Annotated in this window: 16 protein-coding genes; 12 read left to right on the top strand and 4 right to left on the bottom strand. The window is 71.4% G+C overall.

What is annotated here, in order from left to right:
* Positions 1-25 precede the first annotated feature (25 nt).
* Positions 26-1,066 (top strand): DUF4380 domain-containing protein, encoded by a 1,041-nt coding sequence (locus tag CSC68_RS12890; RefSeq protein WP_162203947.1) that lies wholly within the window; start codon positions 26-28, stop codon positions 1,064-1,066.
* A gap of 117 nt (positions 1,067-1,183) precedes the next feature.
* Here the strand turns inward: CSC68_RS12890 and CSC68_RS12885 are convergent, their stop codons facing one another.
* Positions 1,184-3,259: a 3-hydroxyacyl-CoA dehydrogenase NAD-binding domain-containing protein gene (locus CSC68_RS12885; RefSeq protein ID WP_162203946.1), complete on the bottom strand. Its 2,076-nt coding sequence runs from the start codon at positions 3,257-3,259 to the stop codon at positions 1,184-1,186.
* A gap of 266 nt (positions 3,260-3,525) precedes the next feature.
* Here CSC68_RS12885 and rpoE point away from each other — a divergent pair, with 266 nt between their 5' ends.
* From rpoE to CSC68_RS12830, 11 genes are all read left to right on the top strand, one after another.
* Positions 3,526-4,155: an RNA polymerase sigma factor RpoE gene (gene rpoE / locus CSC68_RS12880; RefSeq protein ID WP_162203945.1), complete on the top strand. Its 630-nt coding sequence runs from the start codon at positions 3,526-3,528 to the stop codon at positions 4,153-4,155.
* An 8-nt stretch (positions 4,156-4,163) separates the two neighbouring features.
* Positions 4,164-5,099 carry a sigma-E factor negative regulatory protein gene (locus CSC68_RS12875; protein WP_162203944.1) on the top strand — a complete coding sequence of 312 codons (936 nt, stop codon included), beginning with the start codon at positions 4,164-4,166 and terminating at the stop codon, positions 5,097-5,099.
* 109 nt (positions 5,100-5,208) lie between these two features.
* Complete coding sequence (locus tag CSC68_RS12870; protein WP_162203943.1) at positions 5,209-6,720, top strand: DegQ family serine endoprotease; 1,512 nt, start codon at positions 5,209-5,211, stop codon at positions 6,718-6,720.
* 164 nt (positions 6,721-6,884) lie between these two features.
* Positions 6,885-8,678, top strand: coding sequence for a translation elongation factor 4 (gene lepA, locus CSC68_RS12865; protein WP_162203942.1), 1,794 nt, complete (start codon positions 6,885-6,887; stop codon positions 8,676-8,678).
* Positions 8,679-8,741: 63 nt separating this feature from the next.
* Positions 8,742-9,542: a signal peptidase I gene (gene lepB / locus CSC68_RS12860; protein WP_162203941.1), complete on the top strand. Its 801-nt coding sequence runs from the start codon at positions 8,742-8,744 to the stop codon at positions 9,540-9,542.
* Between the two features lie 28 nt (positions 9,543-9,570).
* A complete protein-coding gene (locus tag CSC68_RS12855; protein WP_162203940.1) occupies positions 9,571-9,954 on the top strand; it encodes a DUF4845 domain-containing protein in 384 nt (127 codons plus the stop codon).
* Entirely contained in the window at positions 9,941-10,633 is a 693-nt protein-coding gene (rnc, locus tag CSC68_RS12850; RefSeq protein WP_162203939.1) for a ribonuclease III, read from the top strand. The genes CSC68_RS12855 and rnc overlap by 14 nt, the downstream gene beginning before the upstream one ends.
* A gap of 12 nt (positions 10,634-10,645) precedes the next feature.
* Entirely contained in the window at positions 10,646-11,569 is a 924-nt protein-coding gene (gene era, locus CSC68_RS12845; protein ID WP_162203938.1) for a GTPase Era, read from the top strand.
* A gap of 27 nt (positions 11,570-11,596) precedes the next feature.
* Entirely contained in the window at positions 11,597-12,331 is a 735-nt protein-coding gene (recO, locus tag CSC68_RS12840) for a DNA repair protein RecO (RefSeq protein WP_162203937.1), read from the top strand.
* Between the two features lie 29 nt (positions 12,332-12,360).
* Positions 12,361-12,972, top strand: a complete 612-nt coding sequence (locus CSC68_RS12835; RefSeq protein WP_019399682.1) for a GNAT family N-acetyltransferase — start codon at positions 12,361-12,363, stop codon at positions 12,970-12,972.
* Positions 12,969-13,874: a carbon-nitrogen hydrolase family protein gene (locus tag CSC68_RS12830; RefSeq protein WP_125076173.1), complete on the top strand. Its 906-nt coding sequence runs from the start codon at positions 12,969-12,971 to the stop codon at positions 13,872-13,874. Before CSC68_RS12835 ends, CSC68_RS12830 begins: the two co-directional genes overlap by 4 nt.
* Here the strand turns inward: CSC68_RS12830 and CSC68_RS12825 are convergent.
* The 3 genes from CSC68_RS12825 to xseA all read right to left on the bottom strand — a co-directional run bounded on the left by CSC68_RS12825 (position 13,871) and on the right by xseA (position 17,031).
* A complete protein-coding gene (locus CSC68_RS12825) occupies positions 13,871-14,449 on the bottom strand; it encodes a phosphatase PAP2 family protein (protein WP_246193570.1) in 579 nt (192 codons plus the stop codon). The two genes, CSC68_RS12830 and CSC68_RS12825, sit on opposite strands and share 4 nt — an antisense overlap.
* The gene (locus CSC68_RS12820) at positions 14,430-15,572 is read right to left on the bottom strand and encodes a glycosyltransferase family 4 protein (RefSeq protein WP_125109058.1); all 1,143 of its coding nucleotides are present in this window, start codon (positions 15,570-15,572) and stop codon (positions 14,430-14,432) included. The genes CSC68_RS12825 and CSC68_RS12820 overlap by 20 nt, the downstream gene beginning before the upstream one ends.
* Before the next feature lie 100 nt (positions 15,573-15,672).
* Positions 15,673-17,031 carry an exodeoxyribonuclease VII large subunit gene (xseA, locus tag CSC68_RS12815; RefSeq protein WP_162203936.1) on the bottom strand — a complete coding sequence of 453 codons (1,359 nt, stop codon included), beginning with the start codon at positions 17,029-17,031 and terminating at the stop codon, positions 15,673-15,675.
* Positions 17,032-17,413 lie beyond the last annotated feature (382 nt).

Genomic DNA, 17,413 nt, shown 5'->3' with positions numbered 1-17,413 from the left:
CGGACAACCAGGTGGAGTGCCCGAGATGAGATCCCGCGCGCGTGCTGTCCTGCTGGCGATGATCCTGGGCCCGGCGACCGCCGTGGCGGTCGCGGCCGAGCCGGTTCCGGCGCGCGTGCGCCTGGAAAGCTCCGGGCTGCACATGGAGGTTTCCCCGCGCCTGGGCGGGCGCATGCTGCACCTGTCGCTGCCTGGCGCGCCCAACCTGCTCCTCGTGGGCGAGGCGGTGGACAGCCAGCCCGATCCGAAGGTGTCGGCCAGCGCCGACAACATCCCGTACATGGGGCACGAGGTCTGGACCGGGCCGCAGTCGCAGTGGTGGACCGGGCAGGCGCTGAACCCCGCACGCCGCAAGGCGGCGGCCGTGTGGCCGCCGGATCCGTGGCTGTCGCATGCACCGGCGAAGGTGCTGGACCAGGGCGACACGCACCTGGTGGTCGAAGGCGCGGCCAGCCCGGTCAGTGGCGTGCAGCTGGTCCAGGCCTTCAACCTGGCCCACGAGCGCGCCGAACTGGCGGTGGAGATGCGCAACATCCGCAAGGAGCCGGTGTCGCGCGACATCTGGTTCAACTCGCGGGTGCCGCCGCAGACGCGCGTGTACGTGCCGGTGGCTGCCGACGGCAGTGGCGTGCGCGTGCGCTCGGATACCGACGGCGGCTACGACGCGCTGGTGACCCGCAGCGACGATGGCCTGTTCTCGCTGGAGCTGCTGCCGCCGGGCGAGGGGCTGCTGGGTCGCCGCGGCAAGGTGTTCATCCAGCCCGAGGCGGGCTGGATCGCCGGCTTCAATGCCGGCCAGGCCTTCGTGATCCATTTCGAGAAGCAGCCGGCCGAGCGCATCCATCCGGAGCAGGGCCAGGTCGAGCTGTACCTGGACTGGCGCCCGGATCCGGCCTACCCGAGCCTGATGGAGCTGGAGGTGCACGCGCCCTACGTGGCCCTGGATCCGGGGCAGTCCACCACCGCGCGGGAGTGGTGGATCGTGCGCCGCTACGACGGCCCGGACCGACGCGACGCCCAGGTGGCGTTCCTGCGGCGGATGCTGGACGAGGCCGGCATCGAATAGCCTGCCTCCGGTGCGATGCCGGACGCGCTAACGCAACGGGGCGGCCATGGGCCGCCCCGTTGCGTTCAGGGTTTGGACGCGCCGGCGCGTGCGGGCGCCGGCGGGCAGGGCCGCGGCTCAGGCCGGCGGCTGGCGCAGCAGCGGGCTGTCCCAGCCCGGGCGCGGGGCGAAGCGTTCGCCGTGGCGCGCCTGCAGGGCCTTGAGCTTCTCCAGCAGGGCGTCGGCGCCGGTGGCGCGGATGTGCTGGATCGGACCGCCGCGGAACGGGGCGAAGCCGGTGCCGAAGATCACGCCGGCATCGAGCAGGTCGGCATCGTCGACCACGCCGTCGTGCAGGCAGGCCACCGCCTCGTTGAGCAGCGGCAGGATCAGGCGGTCCTCCAGGTCGTCCGGGGCCTTGTAGCCCTGCGGCACGTCCGGCTTGACCGGCTTGCTGCCCTTCTCGGTCTTCTCCCATTTGTACAGGCCCTGGCCGTCCTTCTTGCCGCGCCTGCCCGGCTCGACCGTGGACAGCGCCGCCGGCAGCTGCAGGCCGAGGAACGGCGACAGCTCGGCGCCCACGCCCTGGGCCACGTCCAGGCCGACGGTGTCGATCAGCTCGATCGGGCCCATTGGCATGCCGAACTTCGCCGCCGCCTTGTCGATCACCGCGCCGGGGATGCCCTCGGCATAGGCATGCGCGGCCTCGAGCATGTACGGGAACAGCACGCGGTTGACCAGGAAGCCCGGGGTGCCGGCCACCGGCACCGGGAACTTGTCCAGCGCCTTGCAGACCGCCGCCAGGCGCTGCTCGGTGGCCGGATCCAGCGCGGCGTGGCGCACGATCTCCACCAGCGGCATCTGCGCCACCGGGTTGAAGTAGTGCAGGCCGGCGAACTGCGCCGGGCGCGAGATATGGCCGCGCAGCTCGTCCAGCGGGATCGAGGAGGTGTTGGTGACCAGCAGCGCGTCGGCCTTCATGCGCGGCTCCAGCGACTGGTACAGCTCGCGCTTGGCCTCCGGGTTCTCGATGATCGCCTCGATCACCAGGTCGGCCTTCGCCACGCCGTCGCCGGCCAGGTCGCCCTGCAGGCGCGCGGCCACTTCGGCGCGCTTGGCCTCGTCCTTGACCCGCTTGCCGAACAGTTCCCGGGCGCGCGACAGGGCGCCGTCGATGAAGCGCTGCTCGCGGTCCTGCAGGGTGACGTTGAAGCCCTTGTAGGCGGCCCAGGCGGCGATGTCGCCGCCCATCACGCCGGCGCCGACCACGTGCACGTGGGCGATCCGGTGGTCCTTCCCGCCCAGCCCCTTGAGCCGCTCGCTGAGGAAGAAGATGCGGATCAGGTTGCGCGCGGTCGGGCTGGCGGCCAGCTTGACCACCGCCTTGCGTTCGGCGTCCAGGCGGGCCTGGATGCCGGCGCCGCCGCTGCGTGCCCAGGTGTTGATCAGCGCGTAGGGGGCAGGGTAGTGCTCCTTCTTCGCCTTGCGCGCGACCTGCTTGGCCATCTGCGGCGCGAGGATCTTCCGCGCCAGCCAGGTGTTGGTCGCCCAGCCCTTGAAGCGCTGGCCGAACGGACGCTCCACGCCCTTCAGCGCCAGTGCCGCGGCGGTGTCCTCGAGCACGGCCGGCTCGGCCAGCTTGTCGACCAGGCCGATGTTGCGGGCGGCCTTGGCCGCCAGGCGGCGCGCGGTCAGCATCATGTCCATCGCCGCCGGGGCGCCGACCAGGCGCGGCAGGCGCGCGCTGCCGCCCCAGCCCGGGAAGATGCCCAGCTGGGTCTCGGGCAGGCCGATGCGGGTGGACGGGTCGTTGCTGGCGACGCGGTAGTCGCAGGCCAGGGCCAGCTCGGTGCCGCCGCCCATGCAGAAGCCGTGGATCGCGGCCGCGGTCGGGCAGGGCAGTTCGGCGATCTTCTGGAACACGGCCTGGCCGCGGCGGATCGCGTCGTTGACCGTGCCCTTGCGGTCGAACTCCTGGAATTCCTTCAGGTCGGCGCCGGCGATGAAGCCGTTGGCCTTGCCGGAACGGAACACGACCGCCTTCGGCGGGTCCAGCGCCAGGCGTTCGAGGATGTCGCCCAGTTCGATCAGTACGTCCTGGGACAGCGCATTGACCGCTGCATCGGCCCGGTCCAGCGCCAGTACCACGACCCCGTCGTCGCGCCTGGCGGCTTGCCAGTGGCTGAATCGGAGTCCGTCGAGGCCTGGGAGCATGGGAGAACCATCCGGTTGTGTATGGAAGGGGCGGCTATCATCCCGAGGTTGTTTCTGCCGCGTCAAATCCCATAACAGGACGAGGGGGCGGCCGGCCGGCAGGCGGCCAGCGCGACGGTAAGTGGCGGCCGGTTAAGTTCCTGCATGGGCAGGCCTCGCGTCACAATGGCAGATCCGGAAGCGGCCCGCGCCAGGCCGCTGAACTTTTCCCGGCGGTGGCGGTCACAGGGCACGGCTCGGCCGCGCCGACAGGAGTACGGCCCGGCATGGCCGAAGGAACGCAAAAGGATTCACCCCAGGAGCTGGACCTCGAACTGGTCCGCCGCGTGCAGCGTGGCGATACGGCGGCATTCGACCTGCTGGTGCGCAAGTACCAGCACCGGATCGTCGCCCTGATCGGCCGCTACGTGCAGGACTGGAGCGAGTGCCAGGACGTCGCCCAGGACACCTTCGTCCGCGCCTTCCGCGCGATCGGCAACTTCCGCGGCGACGCCCAGTTCTATACGTGGCTGCACCGGATCGCAGTGAATACCGCCAAGAACCACCTGGTCGCCCACAACCGGCGCCCCCCGACCGACGACATCGACGTCAGCGACGCCGAGCAGTACGACGTGGGGGCCCGCCTGCGCGACACCGATACCCCCGAGCGCGAGGCCATGCGCGAGGAGCTGGAGCGCACCGTGATGAAGGCGGTCGACGCGCTGCCGGAGGAACTGCGGGCCGCCATCACCCTGCGCGAGGTGGAAGGCCTGAGCTACGAGGAGATCGCGCAGAAGATGGATTGCCCGATCGGCACGGTCCGCTCGCGCATCTTCCGTGCCCGCGAAGCGATCGATGCAGAACTTCGGCCGCTCCTCGAGGTCCAAAGCGCTACCCGCGAACGAAACAGAACATGAGCCAGGACATGAGCCCCCGCAACGACGGCCCCCGCGTCGACCGGCTTGAACTCCATTACCGCCAGCAGCTGTCGGCCCTGGTCGACGGTGCGCTGGCACCGGACGAGGCGCGCTTCCTGCTGCGCCGGCTGGAGCACGACCAGGAGCTGGCCGGAAGCTACGAGCGCTGGCAGCTCTACGGCGACGCCATGCGTGGCCAGCTCGGCCGCATGGCCGGTCCGGGATTCGCCGCCGGCGTGGCCCGTGCGCTGCACGAGCAGGCGCCGGAGCTGGCCGCCACCGGCACCGACGGAGCCCTGCGGCGCGGCTGGGTGCGCTGGGGCGGAGGGGCCGCCGCGCTGGCGGCCTCGGTTGCCGTGTTCGCCCTGTTCATGGGCCGTACCCCGGATCCGGGGCTGGCGCCGGACCAGGCCGCCCCGGTCATGGCCGGCTCCAGCAGCCAGCCGGCCGCGCCGGCGCCCGGACCGGTACTGCCGGCGCCCGGGCCGCAGCTGCCGGCGGAGGAAGCCGCGCCGACGTTTGTCGCTTCGGTCGAGCCCGCCGCGGCTGCCGCTGCAGCCCAGCCGCGCCGCGCGCGTCCGCAGCCGGTGGTGCGCGAGCCGCTGCGGGCGGTGGCCGTGCGCGAGATGGTCGCGCCGGCACCGGAGACGATGGATGCGGTCGCATCCGTGGAGCCGGGCACGGCTGTCCCGTTCGCCGGCCAGCCCACCGCGGAGGATCCGTTCGCCTCCATGGCGCCGCCGCATGCGCGGCCGTGGCCGCGGGCGGCGCTCCCGCAGCAGGCCGCTGGCGCCTTCACCGCCAGCTTCGGCGGCGCCGGCGCACAATCGGCCAGCCGTTCCTTCTATCCGTTCGAGCCGGCGATGCCGTCGGCGTCCGGGCAGGGTCCGGAGGAGGGGCAGCCGCTGCCGCCGCCTCCGGCCGCCGTGGACGCGCCGCGCTGACCGGCCTCCCCTGGTCCGTCTGGTGATCCAGGACCGTCCCGCCTTTCCGGCGGGGTGGCCGGGACGGGGCGTGCCAGCCTTTCCAATGCAAGCGATGAGGTCCTGATCGATGACTGCACGTGTGCGCAATCCGCTGCTGGCCGCGCTGGCCCTGACGTTCCCGCTGGTCGCCTGTGCCCGGGAGCCGTCCCCGGCCCCGGCGGCGCCGGCGGCCGTCCCGGCTGCCGCCGCGCCGGCCGCTCCCGCCGCGCCACTGGTGACCGGGCTGCCCGACTTCCCCCGCCTGGTGGAGCAGGTCACCCCCGGGGTGGTGAACATCGAGGCGCGGATCGGCGCACGCGCCGCCGCGCGCGGCACGCCCCTGGACGAGGACATGCCCGAGATCTTCCGCCGCTTCTTCGGCCCGGGCTTCGGAATGCCCCAGCCGGGGGCCTCCCCGGGGCGTTCGCTGGGATCGGGTTTCCTGATCGGCGAGGGCTACATCCTCACCAACCACCACGTGGTCGACGGCGCCGAGACCATCACCGTGCGCCTGTCCGACCGGCGCGAGCTGCAGGCCAAGCTGGTCGGCAGCGACGAGGGCTATGACGTGGCCCTGCTCAAACTGGAGGGCAAGGAGGCCAATGGCCTGCCGGCGCTGCGCCTGGGCAGCTCCTCGGCGCTGCGCCCGGGCCAGTGGGTGGTGGCGATCGGCTCGCCGCTGGGCCTGGACCATTCGGTCACGGCCGGCATCGTCAGCGCGGTGGGCCGCAGCGGCGGGCGCGGCCAGCAGTACGTGCCGTTCATCCAGACCGACGTGGCGATCAACCGCGGCAACTCCGGCGGTCCGCTGCTCAACACCTCCGGCGAGGTGGTCGGCATCAATTCGCAGATCCTCAGCAACTCCGGCGGCTACATGGGGGTGAGCTTCGCCATCCCGATCGACCTGGCCATGAACGCCGCCGAGCAGATCAAGAAGACCGGCAAGGTCAGCCGCGGCATGCTCGGCGTGACCGTCCAGGAGGTCGATTCGGCCCGCGCCAAGGCGCTGGGCCTGCCCAACAGCGCCGGCGCGCTGGTCAATGGCGTCGAGCCGGGCAGTGCGGCGGAGAAGGGCGGGATCGAGATCGGCGACGTGATCACCGCGGTCAACGGCCAGCCGGTGAACAGCAGCGCCGACCTGCCGCCGATGATCGGCATGCTCCAGCCCGGCTCCAGGGCGCGCGTGGAGATCCTGCGTGACGGCCGCAAGCGCGAGCTGTCGGTGACCCTGGGCGAGCTCTCCAGCGATGCCCAGCGCACCGGCGCGCGGGAGGCCCCGGGCGCCAGCCAGGGCGCGGCCGCGTCGCCGGCGGCCCGGATCGGCCTGCGCGTGGCCGACCTGGATGCGGCCACCCGGCGCCAGCTTGGCCTGGGCAACAACGAGGGCGTGCGCATCACCGGCGTCATCAGCCCCGAGGCCCGCGAGGCCGGCCTGTCGCCGGGCATGGTGGTCCTGCGCGTCGGCCGCACCCCGGTGGGCAGCGTCGCCGCGCTTGAGCGCGAGCTGCGCTCGGTGGCCGAGGGCGACGCGGTGATGCTGCTGGTCCGCAGCCCCGGCGGCGCCACCAGCTTCGTCGCCCTGACCGTGGGCGAAGGCTGAGCCCGGCACGGTGCCCGGCCTTGCAGGCCGGGCACCGCCGCCATGCGCGGGTGGGCGTCGGCCGTCCAGATGCCCGGGTGCCGGTGGATGGCCCCTGCGGCGTGCGATAATCCGCAGCTACCCGACGACGGCCGAGACCGCCGCCCCTCATGTCTTCAGATTCCATGCGGTTCATCCGCAACTTCTCCATCATTGCCCATGTCGACCACGGCAAGTCGACCCTCGCCGACCGCATCATCCAGCTGTGCGGCGGCCTGGAGGCGCGCGAGATGGAAGCCCAGGTGCTCGATTCCAACCCGATCGAGCGCGAGCGTGGCATCACCATCAAGGCCCAGTCCGTGTCCCTGCCGTACAGGGCCAAGGACGGGAACACCTACTACCTGAACTTCATCGACACCCCCGGGCACGTCGACTTCTCCTACGAGGTCAGCCGCTCGCTGGCCGCGTGCGAAGGCGCCCTGCTGGTGGTCGATGCCGCCCAGGGCGTCGAGGCCCAGTCCGTGGCCAACTGCTACACCGCGGTGGAGCAGGGCCTGGAAGTGGTGCCGGTGCTGAACAAGATCGACCTGCCCACCGCCGACATCGACCGCGCCAAGGCCGAGATCGAGGCGGTGATCGGCATCGACGCCACCGACGCGGTCGCCGTCAGCGCCAAGACCGGCCTGAACGTGGACCAGGTGCTGGAGGCGATCGTCCATCGCATCCCGCCGCCGAAGCCGCGCGATACCGACAAGCTGCAGGCGCTGATCATCGACTCCTGGTTCGACAACTACCTGGGCGTGGTCTCGCTGGTGCGCGTGATGCAGGGCGAGATCAAGGCCAAGAGCAAGATCCTGGTGATGTCCACCGGCCGCACCCACGAGGTGGACAAGGTCGGCGTGTTCACGCCCAAGCGCAAGGAACTGCCGGTGCTCAAGGCCGGCGAGGTGGGCTGGATCACCGCCTCGATCAAGGACGTGCACGGCGCCCCCGTGGGCGACACCCTGACCCTGGCCGGCGACCCGGCGCCGTCGGCGCTGCCCGGCTTCCAGGAGATGCAGCCGCGCGTGTTCGCCGGCCTGTTCCCGGTCAACGCCGAGGACTACCCGGACCTGCGCGAGGCGCTGGAGAAGCTGCGCCTGAACGACGCCGCGCTGCGTTTCGAGCCGGAAAGCTCCGAGGCCATGGGCTTCGGCTTCCGCTGCGGCTTCCTCGGCATGCTGCACATGGAGATCGTGCAGGAGCGCCTGGAGCGCGAGTACGACCTGGACCTGATCACCACCGCGCCGACCGTGGTCTACGAGGTGCTGAAGACCGACGGCACGGTGATGCCGCTGGACAACCCGGCCAAGCTGCCGCAGGCCAACCTGATCCAGGAGGTCCGCGAGCCGATCATCCGCGCCAACATCCTCACCCCCGAGGAGTACATCGGCAACATCATCAAGCTGTGCGAGGAAAAGCGCGGCGTGCAGATCGGCATCACCTACATGGCCAGCCAGGTGCAGATCAGCTACGAGCTGCCGATGGCCGAGGTGGTGCTGGACTTCTTCGACAAGCTCAAGTCCGTCAGCCGCGGCTACGCCTCGCTGGACTACCACTTCCTGCGCTTCGACGCCGGCCCGTTCGTGCGCGTGGACCCCCTGATCAACGGCGACCGCGTGGACGCCCTGTCGATCATCGTCCACCGCAGCCACGCCGACCGCCGCGGCCGCGAGCTGTGCGAGAAGATGAAGGACCTGATCCCGCGCCAGCAGTTCGACGTGGCCATCCAGGCCGCGATCGGTTCGCAGATCATCGCCCGCTCCACGGTCAAGGCGCTGCGCAAGAACGTGCTGGCCAAGTGCTACGGCGGCGACATCACGCGAAAGAAGAAGCTGCTGGAGAAGCAGAAGGAAGGCAAGAAGCGCATGAAGCAGGTGGGCCGGGTGGAGATCCCGCAGGAGGCCTTCCTCGCCGTGCTGCAGGTGGACAGCAAGTGACGCACCGGCGCGGCGCCCCCGGCCGCGCCCGGCGCCCCCCGGAATCCGTCGCAAGGACTGAGCATGAAATGGTTTGAGATCGGCCTGGTGGTACTGACCTTCGCCACCGGCCTGGTGTGGCTGCTGGACAGCCTGTTCTTCGCCAAGCGCCGCGCCGCCCGTGGCGGCCTGCTGGACGAGGAGCCGGTGGTCGTCGACTACTCGCGCGCCTTCTTCCCGGTGCTGGCCGCGGTGCTGGTCCTGCGCAGCTTCGTCGCCGAGCCGTACAAGATCCCGTCCAGCTCGATGATGCCGAACCTGCTGATCGGCGACTTCATCCTGGTCAACAAGTTCTCCTACGGCCTGCGCCTGCCGGTGAACAACCGCAAGGTGGTGGCGCTGGGCGAGCCGGCGCGCGGCGACGTGGTGGTGTTCAAGCCGCCGCACGACCCGGAACAGAACTGGATCAAGCGCGTGATCGGCCTGCCCGGCGACCACATCGCCTTCCGCGGCGACACCCTGTTCGTCAATGGCGAGGAGGTGCGCTACACCCCGATCGGCCAGTACGTGGGCAAGGGCCGCGGCGCGGAAATGAACGGCGCGACCCTGCTGACCGAACACCTGCCGGGCCGCGACCACCGCGTGCTGGAGTGGATCGGCCGCGCCGCGCCCGCCGGTCAGGGCGAATGGACCGTCCCGGAAGGCCACTATTTCGTCATGGGCGACAATCGTGATAATAGCGAGGACAGCCGGTTCTGGACCCAGACGTCGTTCCTGCCGGAGGAGAACCTCCGCGGCAAGGCGTTCCTGATCTGGCTGAACTGCGAGGGTTGGTTCTGCACGGGGAGTTTCGATCCGGGGCGGATCGGGACGTCGATCAAGTAGGGCGCATGGCGCCCGTTGGGGGATGGCAATGAAGCGCAAGCAAGGCGGACTGAGCCTGGTCGGGTTCCTGGTGGTATTGGCGGTGCTGGGCTTCGCCGCCTACATCGGCATGAAGCTGTTCCCGATGTACCAGGAGTACTACGCGGTGAGGACGGCCCTGAAGGGGCTGGCCGGCGAGCCGGGCGTGGGTGACATGAGCCCGGCGCGGATCCAGGACCTGTTCTTCCGCCGCCTGTACATCAACTACTCCGAGAACGTGAAGCCGCAGAACCTGAAGTTCGAGCGCGCCGACGGCGGCTGGGTCATGCACGTGACCTACGAGGTGCGGCGTCCGTTGATCTACAACCTGGACGTGGTGGGCAATTTCGACACCAGCCAGACCCTTACGCGGCGCGGTAGTGACGACGAATGACCGCAGCGTTGTGCGCGACCGGATCGGCCATGCGTTCGCCGATCCGTCGCTGCTGCAACAGGCGCTGACCCACCGCAGCGCCGGCTCGCCCCACAACGAGCGGCTTGAATTCCTCGGCGACGCGGTGGTGAACCTGATCGCCGCCGAGGCCCTCTACCAGCGCTGGCCCAAGGCCGACGAGGGCGTGCTGACCCGGGCCCGCGCCGAGCTGGTGCGCGAGGCATCGCTGGCGGTCATCGCCCGCCAGCTGGAGCTGGGCGATCGGCTGACCCTGGGCCCCGGGGAACTGAAATCCGGCGGTTTCCGCCGCGACTCGATCCTGGCTGACGCCGTGGAAGCGGTGGTGGCCGCCATCTACCTGGACGCCGGCTACGAAGCCTGTCGCGCGACCGTGCTCCCCTGGTTCGAGCAGGCGCTGGCCGCCCTGCCGGTCGGCAAGCCCGAGAAGGATGCCAAGACCCGGCTGCAGGAGTGGCTGCAGGCCCGGCAGAAGCCCCTGCCGGCCTATGAACTGGTCTCCGAAAGCGGCGAGGAACATGCCAAGGTGTTCCTCGCCCGGTGTACCCTGAGCGAGCCTCCGGCCAGCGCCGAAGGGCAGGGCACCTCGCGTCGCCTGGCCGAACAGGCCGCGGCGGCGGCGGTGCTGGAACGGCTGGAGCCCCCGCCCCGGCAGCCATAGACGGTCCAATACGTGAATCCCGGAAACAACGAAGCCTCCCATCGCTGCGGCAGCGTAGCCGTCGTCGGCCGCCCGAACGTCGGCAAGTCCACCCTGGTCAACGCCCTGGTCGGGGCCAAGGTCAGCATCGTCTCCAATCGCCCGCAGACCACGCGCCACCGCCTGCTGGGCATCGCCACGGTGCCGGGCGGACAGATGCTGCTGGTCGACACCCCCGGCCTGCACCGCCAGGAGGGCCGGTTCAAGGCCTCGGCGATGAGCCGGGTGATGAACCGCACTGCCCGCGGCGCGGTCGAGGACGTGGACGCCGCGGTGCTGGTGGTCGAGGCCGGCCGCTGGGACGAGGAGGACACGCTGGCCTTCAACGTGCTCCACGACGCCGGCATCCCGGTGGTGCTGGTGGTCAACAAGGTCGACCGGCTCAAGGACAAGACCACCCTGCTGCCGTTCCTGGCGGAGGTGGCGAAGGACCGCGATTTCGCCGCCGTGCACCCGATCTCCGCGCTCAAGCGCAAGGGCCTGGAGGACCTGGTCGCCGACATCCTGGCGCAGCTTCCCGAAGCCCCGCCGGTCTATGACGAGGACGAGATCACCGACCGCAGCCAGCGCTTCCTGGCTGGCGAGCTGGTGCGCGAGCAGCTCATGCGCCAGCTCGGCGACGAGCTGCCGTACGCGACCACGGTGGAGATCGAGCGCTTCGCCGAGGACGGTGCGCTGCTGCGCATCGGTGCGGTGATCTGGGTCGAACGCGAAGGCCAGAAGCCGATCGTGATCGGCAAGGCCGGCGCCCGCCTGCGCGAGATCGGCAGCAAGGCGCGCCAGCAGATGGAGCGGCTGTTCGGGCGCAAGGTGTTCCTGGAGACCTGGGTGCGCGTGCGCGAGGGCTGGTCCGACGACGAGGCCGCGCTCAAGGCCTTCGGCTACGGCCAGGAGTAAGCCGCGGCATGGCCGGCGGTTGCTGACATGCGCATCGAGGGCGAGAGCGCCTTCGTCCTGCATGCCCGGCCGTGGCGCGAGACCAGCCTGCTGGTCGAGGTGCTCAGCGCCGCCCACGGGCGCCTGGGCCTGGTCGCGCGCGGGGTGAACTCGCCGAAGCGGCAGGTGCTGCGCGCCGCGCTGCAGCCGCTGCAGCACATCCGTTTCGATGCGGTGCTGGCCGGCGAGCTGGCGCAGCTGCGCGCTGCCGAGGCGCTGGATGCGGCGCCGCGGCTGGGCGGACAGGTGCAGCTGGCCGCGTTCTACCTCAACGAGCTGGTGCTGCGCCTGGCGCCGCGCCAGGATCCGCTGCCGGATCTGTTCGACGCCTACGCGCGCACCCGCGCTGCCCTGGTCGACGGCCAGTCGCTGGCCTGGACCCTGCGCCGCTTCGAGCGGGACCTGCTGGGCGCGCTGGGCGTGGGTTTCGAGCTGGACGTGGATGGGGATGGCCAGCCGCTGGATCCGGCTGCGCGCTACCGGCTGGATCCCGAGCACGGCGCACGCCGGCTGCTCAGCGACCGCGGCCACGGCGAGCGCAACGCCGCCGCCACCGGCGCCGCGCTGCTGGCCCTGGCCGCCGACGTGCAGCCGGACGCGGAAGACCTGGCCAGCCTGCGCCTGCCGCTGCGCGCGGTGCTGGCCCACCATCTCGGTCCGCGCCCGCTCGCATCGTGGGAGATGGCCGCGCAACTGCAGCGCCTGGGCCGCGGCACCGGTTGACGCTGCGGTACTGCGCGTAAAATCCGCGCATGCCAGCCAAGCCGCAGATCCGCACTTTCCACGGCCCCGACATCACGCCCTGGCTCGACGAGGTCGCGCGCCTGCGGGTGGCCGTATTCCGCGACTGGCCGTACCTGTACGACGGCGACCCGGACAGCGGCTACGAGCGCCAGTACCTGCAGCCGTATGTCGAGTCGCGCGAGAGCGTGCTGGTGCTGGCCCTGGACGAGGGCCGCGTGGTGGGCGCCTCCACCGGCCTGCCGCTGCTGGACGACGCCGAGGCGTTCGCCGCGCCGCTGCAGCACGCCGGCCTGCCGGCCGAAGAGGTGTTCTACTTCGGCGAGTCGGTGCTGCTGCCCGCCTACCGTGGACTGGGCGTGGGCCATGCCTTCTTCGACGAACGCGAGGCCCATGCACGCAGGCTTGGCCGCTTCCGCTTCACCGCGTTCTGCGCGGTGGACCGCGATCCGGATGATCCGCGCCGCCCGCCCGGGTACCGGCCCAACGATGCGTTCTGGCACGGCCGCGGCTATGCGCGCCTGCCGGGACTGGCCGTCCGCCTGGCGTGGGAGGAGATCGGCAGGGGCGAAATCGAACATGCGCTGACCTTCTGGTCGCGCGACTGGAAGGAGAAACCATGAAAGTTGCCGCCTGCCGCTACGAAGTCGGCAAGCCCGCGGACTTCGAGGCGTTTGCCGCGCGCCAGCGCGCTTTGCTGGAACAGGCCGCGGCGCAGGGCGTGCGCGTCGCGGTGTTGCCGGAATACCTGTCGCTGGAGCTGGCGGCCATCCACGGGCCGCAGGTCTACGCCGACCTGCACGCCTCGCTGCAGGCGATCCAGCAGCATCGCCAGGCCTGGCTGGCGCTGTTTTCCGGCCTCGCCCGAGAGCTGGGCATGTACATCGTCGCCGGCAGCTTCCTGCTGGACATCGGCGCCGGCCGCCATCGCAACCGCGCCGACCTGTTCGCGCCCGATGGCGGCCACCAGTGGCAGGACAAGCTGCAGCTGACCGGCTTCGAGAAGCGGACCGGGGTGATCGTGCCCGGCGAGGCGCTGAAGGTGGTGGATGTGGCCGGCGTGCGCGCGGGCATCAGCATCTGCTACGACAGCGAGTTCCCGCTGCCGGTGCGCGCCCAGTACGAGGCCGGCGCGCGCCTGCTGCTGGTGCCCAGCTGCACCGACACCGCCGCCGGAGCCACCCGGGTGCGCGTGGGTTGCCTGGCGCGCGCGCTGGAGAACCGCTTCTTCGTCGCCCAGGCCGTCACCGCCGGCGACGCGCCCTGGAGCCCGGCGCTGGATACGAACACCGGCGACGCGGCGATCTACGCGCCGATGGACGTGGGCTTCCCGGCCGACGGCATCCTGGCCAGCGCCGGTGCCGGCCAGGAATGGGCGATCGCCGAGCTCGACTTCGCGCGGCTGGAAGACACGCGCCTCACCGCCCAGGTCGCCAACGACCGCGACTGGCCGGCGCAGCTCGCACCGGCAATCGTGCGCGCGCGGGTGGAAGGCTTCGATGCGCTGCCTGGCGCGTCCGGCTAGGCAACGCCCGCCAGCCAGAGCGAACCGCCGCCCAGCGCAAGGCCCATGGCGATGGCGGCCAGGACGTCGCTGGGATAATGCAGCCCCAGCACCACCCGCGAGGCCGCGACCGAGGCGCTGAACGGCAGCAGCAGCGGCGCCAGCACCGGATAATGGGCCAGGGCCACCACGCTGAAGGCCACGGCGTGCAGGGTGGGCCCGGAGGGGAAGCTGAACTCGTCCAGCGGCGCGACCCATGCGCGGATGCGCAGGTCGGCGGCAAACGGGCGCGGTCGCCTGGGCCATCGCTTGAGGCCACGGTACAACGCCAGCGAGGCCAGGCCCACGGCAGCCATGTGCAGGGCCGTCAGGCGGCCGTCCTCGCCGCCCAGCACCGCCAGTGAGGCGATCAGCGCGTACCAGGCGAAGCCGTCGCCCAGGCGGCTGACGCAGGCGAAATAGCCGCGCACCGACCTGCGCATGCACATGCGGTTGGCCAGCAGGCACCAGCGCTGCTCGCGTGCATGCAGGCGTGCACCGGGGCCGGCGCGCGCCGGCAGCTCGGCGGGGAGCGGATCAGGCGGCGAGAGGTGCATCGAGGGCTCCACGGCGGGCCAGCGTCGCCAGTAGGGCATCGAAGTCGGCCGCGACCTGTTCCGGGCGCAGCCCCAGCACCGCGGTGCGCGCCGCCACGCCCATCTCGCGGCGCAGGGTGGCATCGCCCGCCAGGGCGACGGCGGCGGCGATGAAGCCGGCGTCGTCATGCGCCAGCAGCCCGTGTACGCCGGTATGCAGGTGTTCGCGGGCGGCGCCGGTGTCGAAGGCCACGGTCGGCACGCCGCTGGCCATCGCTTCGAGGACGACGTTGCCGAAGGTCTCGCTGAGGCTGGGGAACAGGAACAGGTCGCCGCTGGCGAAGTGCCGCGCCAATGCCTCCCCGCGCTGCATCCCGCAGAACACGAAGTCGGGATTCCCGCGCGCCAGCGCCTCGCGCAGGGGGCCGTCGCCGATCCACACGAAGCGCGCATCCGCGCGCTGCCGCTGCAGGGCGCGGAACGCCCGGACTGCCAGGTCCAGGTTCTTCTCCGCTGCGATCCGCCCCACGTACACCACCACCGGCGTGGCGGCATCGGCGCCCCAGTCGCGGCGCAGGTGCGTGTCGCGACGGAACGGCGTGAACTGCGTGGTGTCCACCGCCCGCGCCAGCCGCACCACGCGCGAGAAACCCTGCGTGCGCAGCGCCTGCTCCAGCTCCATGGTCGGCACCAGGGTGGCGTCGGCGCGATTGTGGAAACGGCGCATCAGGCGCAATGCCCCCGGCTGCAGCCAGGCCAGGCCGTAGTCGCGCATGTAGTGGTCGAAGCGGGTATGGAAGCCACTGGCGACCGGAATGCCGAGGCGCCTGGCGGTGCGGAGTGCCGACCACCCCAGCGGGCCTTCGGTGGCGATGTACACCGTGTCCGGTCGCGTGCGGCGCCACTGCCGGTGCAGCGCGCCGGATGCGGGCAGTCCGATGCGCAGGCCGGGGTAATGCGGCAGCGCCGCGCCGGGGAGGAGCAGGGTTTCCAGGCCTTCGTCCGGGCCAGCACCGGGCTGGCGCGGACGGGCGACCTCGACCGCATGGCCGCGCCCGCGCAGGCCAAAGGCCAGTGACTGCACGGTCAGTGCGACCCCGTTGACCTCGGGTGGCCAGGTTTCGGTGACGAGGGCGTAGCGCATGGGCCGTCTCCGGTTGCGCTTCCAGCCTGCCTGCGGTCGATGCCGGGGCGATTACCGCCGGATGACGGCCTGGTGACAGACGCCGCGCGGATGCGCCCGCTCACGGCCGTGACGGCGGATCCGGCGTGACCGACCCGACCGTCAGCGCGACGGTGCCGTCGCGCAGGCGGGCCTGCACGCGGTCGCCCGGCGCGACCTGGGCGACCGAGTGCACCAGGGCGCCATCGTCGCCGCGGGTGACGATCGAATAGCCGCGCGCCACCGTGGCCAGCGGGCTGCACGCTTCCAGCGAGCGCGCCAGGGCGCGCAGCTTGAGCGCATCGCGCTGCAGGATCCGGGCGATCGCCGCCTGCGGGCGCGCCTGCAGGCGCAGCAGGCGTTCGCGCAGCTGCGCGACGCGTCGCTGTGGATGGTGGGCGCGCAGTACCGCGCCGGCGTGGCGCAGGCGTGCGTGCTGGTGTTGCAGCTGTTCGCGCCAGCGTGCTTCCAGCCGGCGGCGCAGGGCTTCCTGGCGCTGGCCGAGCAGGCGCAGGCGGTTCCGTGGGGACTGCGCCTGCAGGCGCAACGAGGCACGGTCGACACGCTGCATGGCCTGGCGCAGGCGATGGCCCTGGATCGCACGTAGGCGCCCGTGCAGCACGCTGATGCGCGCCAGCAGGTCGCGCCGGTCCGGCACCAGCAGCTCGGCGGCCACCGACGGCGTGGGCGCGCGCAGGTCGGCGGCGAAGTCGGCCAGGGTGAAGTCGGTTTCGTGCCCGACCGCGGAGACGACCGGCACCGGCGATGCGGCGATCGCACGCGCCAGGCGCTCGTCGTTGAACGCCCACAGGTCTTCCAGCGAGCCGCCGCCGCGGGCCAGCAGGATCGCGTCGTAGCGGCCGCTGGCGCCGGCGCGCTGCAGCAGCGAAGTGATCTGGGGTGCGGCGGTCTCGCCCTGCACGAGGGTTGGCAGGATCTCCACGTCCAGCAGCGGGCAGCGGCGGGCGAGCACGCTCAGCACGTCGCGTACGGCGGCGCCGCTGGGCGAGGTGATCACCGCCACGCGCCGCACCCAGGCCGGAAGCGGGCGCTTGCGTGCCTGGTCGAACAGGCCCTCGGACTCGAGCTTGGCCTTCAGCGCCTCGTAGGCCCGGCGCAGCGCGCCTTCGCCGGCCTCCTCCATGTGGTCCAGCACCAGCTGGTAGTCGCCGCGCGCCTCGTACAGCGTGAGCCGGCCGCGGGCCAGCACCTTGAGCCCTTCGCGCGGGGCGAACTTCAGCCACTGGCTCTTGGGCTTGAACATCGCGCAGCGGACCTGGGCGCGCGAGTCCTTGAGGTTGAAGTACAGATGCCCGGAGGCCGGCCGCGTCACGTTGCCCAGCTCACCCTCGACCCATACCAGCGGGAACGCGCTCTCCAGCAGGTCGCGCGCCAGCGTGTTGAGCTGGGCGGGGGTGAGGATGGAGTTCTGCTCGGGCATCACGGGTGCGGCAGGCGGCGGGACAGCATAGCGCGGCGAACTGCGCCGCGCCGGGGGGCGCGCTGGAGGCGCCGTGCAAGGCAGATGCGGAGAGGCCTGAAAAGGCTGCGGCCCCACGGGCAATGGCTTCGGACGGAGCCGCGGCAGCGCGGGGGCATGGCGCATCGCGCGGCTCCGCGTGCCGCTCCAGCGCGCGACCACGGCATGTCCACGTGCCGCTTGCGCCTGGCTCTTTTACACATCACCGGGCCCAAGTGACTCCTGAGCATCTTCTTATACACATCTCCGAGCCCACGAGAACTGGAAGAGACTAAGGCGCAAATGGGTGTCCGTCTTCTTCTGGAAAAAACACAAAGTGGAGCTGGCGTGTATATACAAGGAC

It is taken from the genome of Pseudoxanthomonas suwonensis, assembly GCF_010093235.1.
GTDB lineage: Bacteria > Pseudomonadota > Gammaproteobacteria > Xanthomonadales > Xanthomonadaceae > Pseudoxanthomonas > Pseudoxanthomonas suwonensis.
Note: the sequence above shows the minus strand (reverse complement) of the source record. Positions and strands in the feature narration are given on the sequence as shown.

Coding starts and splice junctions, on each gene's coding strand:
- CSC68_RS12890 (WP_162203947.1), top strand. CDS start 26: ATGAGATCCCGCGCGCGTGCTGTCCTGCTGGCGATGATCCTGGGCCCG.
- CSC68_RS12885 (WP_162203946.1), bottom strand. CDS start 3,259: ATGCTCCCAGGCCTCGACGGACTCCGATTCAGCCACTGGCAAGCCGCC.
- rpoE (WP_162203945.1), top strand. CDS start 3,526: ATGGCCGAAGGAACGCAAAAGGATTCACCCCAGGAGCTGGACCTCGAA.
- CSC68_RS12875 (WP_162203944.1), top strand. CDS start 4,164: ATGAGCCCCCGCAACGACGGCCCCCGCGTCGACCGGCTTGAACTCCAT.
- CSC68_RS12870 (WP_162203943.1), top strand. CDS start 5,209: ATGACTGCACGTGTGCGCAATCCGCTGCTGGCCGCGCTGGCCCTGACG.
- lepA (WP_162203942.1), top strand. CDS start 6,885: ATGCGGTTCATCCGCAACTTCTCCATCATTGCCCATGTCGACCACGGC.
- lepB (WP_162203941.1), top strand. CDS start 8,742: ATGAAATGGTTTGAGATCGGCCTGGTGGTACTGACCTTCGCCACCGGC.
- CSC68_RS12855 (WP_162203940.1), top strand. CDS start 9,571: ATGAAGCGCAAGCAAGGCGGACTGAGCCTGGTCGGGTTCCTGGTGGTA.
- recO (WP_162203937.1), top strand. CDS start 11,597: ATGCGCATCGAGGGCGAGAGCGCCTTCGTCCTGCATGCCCGGCCGTGG.
- CSC68_RS12835 (WP_019399682.1), top strand. CDS start 12,361: ATGCCAGCCAAGCCGCAGATCCGCACTTTCCACGGCCCCGACATCACG.
- CSC68_RS12830 (WP_125076173.1), top strand. CDS start 12,969: ATGAAAGTTGCCGCCTGCCGCTACGAAGTCGGCAAGCCCGCGGACTTC.
- CSC68_RS12825 (WP_246193570.1), bottom strand. CDS start 14,449: ATGCACCTCTCGCCGCCTGATCCGCTCCCCGCCGAGCTGCCGGCGCGC.
- CSC68_RS12820 (WP_125109058.1), bottom strand. CDS start 15,572: ATGCGCTACGCCCTCGTCACCGAAACCTGGCCACCCGAGGTCAACGGG.
- xseA (WP_162203936.1), bottom strand. CDS start 17,031: ATGCCCGAGCAGAACTCCATCCTCACCCCCGCCCAGCTCAACACGCTG.